At 61.7% G+C, this 3,561-nt stretch carries 2 protein-coding genes and 1 pseudogene; 1 reads left to right on the forward strand and 2 read right to left on the reverse strand.

All coding sequences use genetic code 11. From position 1 onward, the window contains the following. Together VMA74_RS10285 and VMA74_RS10290 are read right to left on the reverse strand one after the other, a co-directional pair. A pseudogene (locus tag VMA74_RS10285) lies at positions 1-531 on the reverse strand (hypothetical protein); the annotation flags it as partial. A 2-nt stretch (positions 532-533) separates the two neighbouring features. Further along, the gene (locus VMA74_RS10290; RefSeq protein WP_325366669.1) at positions 534-2,774 is read right to left on the reverse strand and encodes an alpha-galactosidase; all 2,241 of its coding nucleotides are present in this window, start codon (positions 2,772-2,774) and stop codon (positions 534-536) included. Positions 2,775-3,084: 310 nt separating this feature from the next. Here VMA74_RS10290 and VMA74_RS10295 point away from each other — a divergent pair, with 310 nt between their 5' ends. Next, entirely contained in the window at positions 3,085-3,441 is a 357-nt protein-coding gene (locus VMA74_RS10295) for a YciI family protein (RefSeq protein WP_325366668.1), read from the forward strand. Positions 3,442-3,561: the final 120 nt, after the last annotated feature.

A 3,561-nucleotide genomic window follows, 5' to 3' on the forward strand; every position in this document is an offset into this window, starting at 1 on the left:
CACGCCGTCGTGCAGTGCGATGAACGGATGCAGGCCAAGCCCGAACGGCAACACTGCGTCGCCTGTATTGGTCACGCACAGTTCGATATGCAGCGAGTCTGCACGCAGTGCGTAAGTGAGCATGGCGCGGTAGCTGTAGGCATGCGGCGTTCGCTCATCCAGCACCAGGCGTATCTCATCGGCGGTATGCGATTGTGTCGTCCACGAGCGGCGCCAGCCGCTGCCGTGGATGGGATACGGTTCGCCTGGACAGTTGGGCGACAACGCCACCGAGGTGCCGGCAAAATCAAACCCTCCGCACGAAATGCGGTTGCTCCACGGTACGAGCGCATAACAGGCCAGGCGGTTAGGATCGAACGCCGCGCTGTCCTTTGTTGGTGCTGGACTATATGGGCGCAGCAAGGGGTAGGGGACGTCCCGTCCAAGCCATTCGAAACGGCCCAGGCCACCGCCTTGCGCCGGCAGCACCTGCACGCGCAGATGCGTGTTCTGGAGCCAGCAGCCATCTTCCTCGATCATCGGCTGGCGCATTGTCACTCGCGGTCGAAAGTGATGGCAGCGCCCTGGAAATCGCCATGCATCACAAGATCGATACCGGCGTTCATCCAATAGGCGCCGCTCGCCACGGCGGGGGTACGCGCGGCCAGCGTTCCCTGCAGCACGCGTACGCGATAGCGGGCATCCGGATCAAGCCCTTGCAGCCGCACCGTCGGGTACGGATAGCCTTCGGTACTGGAATGCAGGAAGGCGAACAGCACGGCATGGGCCTGGTCGGGCGATACGTTCTCGGTGGCCGAGTGCTCGCTGCCGTTCTGCGGCGAAATCAGGCGATACAGATCGCCATGCTGCACGGTCTCGCGGATCACTTTGTAGTCGGCGATCAGGCGTCGTGCGGTGGCCATGTCCTGCGTGGTCCATTTGGTCAAGTTCGCGCCGATACCGAGCGAGCCTTGCATGGCAGACAGGAAACGATATTCCAGCGACATGCTGCGCCCATTCACGAAGGAGGGCGAGTCGGTGACCCAGGCCATCATCACCCCCGGCGTATACGCCTGGGTAAAGCCGTCCTGGATGCGCAGACGGTCGAATGCATCGGTGTTGTCGGAAGGCCAGACTTCGTCGGTAAGGTGCATGATGCCGAGATCCACGCGAGCACCGCCGCCGGAGCACGATTCAATCTCCACGTTCGGATGCTTGTGGCGTAGTTCTTCGAGAATGCCGTAGACATTGCGCACGAAGTCGACGTACACGTCTTTCTGCTGGTCGGGCGGCACCTGTGGCCAGCCTGGTTCGGACCAGCTGCGGTTGTAGTCCCACTTGAGGAAGGCGATCTGGTTGTCGCTCAGCAATGTGTCCAGCGCATGGAACACGTAGGCGCGCACGTCAGGCCGGGCGAGGTTGAGCACCATTTGATGACGGCCCAGGGTGCGCGGGCGGCCGGTCATGTTGAGCACCCAGTCCGGATGCGCGCGGTAGAGATTGCTGTCCGGGTTGACCATCTCCGGTTCGACCCAGATGCCGAAGTCCATGCCCAACGCGTGGACGCGGTCGATCAAGGGCTTCAGCCCGTGCGGGAATTTCTGCGGATTGACGGTCCAGTCGCCCAACCCGGCCTTGTCGCTGTTGCGTGCGCCGAACCAGCCGTCGTCGACCACGAAACGTTCCACGCCGATGCTTGCCGCCTTCTGCGCGAGCGCCATCTGCCCGGCTTCATTGACGTCGAAGCCGGTCGCCTCCCAGGAGTTGTAGAGCACGGGCCGCGCACGCGGATGCGGCGCTTGCGGCAGGATGTGCGTGAGCTCAAGCCGGTGCATAAGGCGCGAAGCCTCGCCCATGCCGCCGTTGGTGACGCCCGCATAGAAGCTTGGTGTTTGCAGACTTGCACCGGGCTCCAGCTTGTAGCCGAAATCAAACGGATTGAAGCCGCCGGTGACACGTACCTGCTCGGTCTGGTCCTGTTCGATCGTTATCCGCCAGGAGCCGCTCCAGGCCAGTGCGCCAAACCAGACCTGCCCATGTGTTTCGTTTGCGTCGTTACGGCGGATGGCGAACCATGGCTCGTTCTGCGTGCCGGTGCTGCCGGTGCGGCTTTCAAGCACGGTCTTGCCCGGTTGCACCGGGCGCTCGTAGATGTCGTCCTCGCCCGCCCAGCGGCCGGCAAGGTAACGCAGCGTGTAATCGCGACCACGCGGCAAAAACCAGGTGCCTGCGCTCGCCTGTTCCACGATGACCGGCGTCGCCGTGCGGTTCTCGATGAGCGCGCTGCGCCGCACGATACCCGTGCCCGGGTCGATCTCGTACTGCAAGGTGACGATGATCGGGCGCTCGATGTCCTTCAGCACGACGGACAGCACGTTGTCATGCACGCTGTTCGACACGTAGTGCAGCACCAGGTCACGATTGCCATCCGGAAAAGTCACCTTGAGGTCCGGCTCGTAGTAGAGCCCTTCACCCCAACCGGCATATTCCAGCGGCACCACGTTGATCGCGCCATCGAGCGAGTCGAGGCCGGGCGGCGCGACGGGCGGCGGCAAAGGGTCGCCCGGAGCCAGTCGCGGTCCCCAATAGAGCGACTGCAATTGCCCCTTGTCGTTGACCCCGAACGCGTAGGTGACCTTGGCCGCATCCAGCCGGAAGACATGGCCCGATACATCGATGTGCGCCACACTGTCGCTGGCCGCGGCGCGCGCATCGTTCATCGCGCCACATGCCACCAACACCATCGCGCCAAGGATCGCCAGGCAACGGCGGGCGCATGCATTTGGAAATGTCATCAAGCGAGAAACCCCTCTAATCACCGTGGACAAGGATGGGTGCAAGCAAAGGTTTTATCATACGACAAATATATTTGGACGCGTGTTTCCGCTTTGATGGGTGACCTACGGAGGGAGTAGGGGGCCAAGAGCCTGTTCAATATCGCATCGCAGCCCGCCTAGCCCAAGCCAGGCGAACCACGTGGAGATATAGAAAAGGCCTCAAGAACCAAAATTTTTCCGGCAGCGTGTCGAAATCCGCGCTTGCCGTTCGTCGCTACAGTGACGATCGGGCAACCAGCCCGGCCGATGACCCCATGGGGAGACGAAAATGCCGCAATACTTGATCTCTACTTACCTTCCTGACGACTTTGATCCGTCGCTGGTAACCGAAGCGACTATCGAAGCCATCCACGCGCTCAACAGGGAAATGATCGCTGCGGGTGTCAGGAAGTTCGCGTGTGGCCTGAGCCCGAAGGCCGTGACAATGCGGTCGCAGCCGAACGGTGAGGTGATCGTCACCGACGGACCCTATCTGGAGTCGAAAGAATATGTAGGCGGTCTTTCGATACTGGAAACCGAGAATCTGGACGAAGTGTTGGCGTGGATGCGCAAAGGTGCCAAGGCGCTGCCGGGCGTGGTCGAGGTGCGGGAGATTTTCTTTAATCCCGCCCCGGCAGAGGACTGAGCGGTACGGTAGCAGCGAACAAGGGCCACGCAGAGCAGCAGGCGCACGGCACGCTTCCGCGTGACATAACCGATGGCGAGGAAAGGACCATGCGTAAAAACAAGATTGGCGTTTTCCTGA

Origin of the sequence: Dyella sp., from assembly GCF_035508675.1 — a bacterium.
Taxonomy (GTDB): domain Bacteria; phylum Pseudomonadota; class Gammaproteobacteria; order Xanthomonadales; family Rhodanobacteraceae; genus Dyella_B.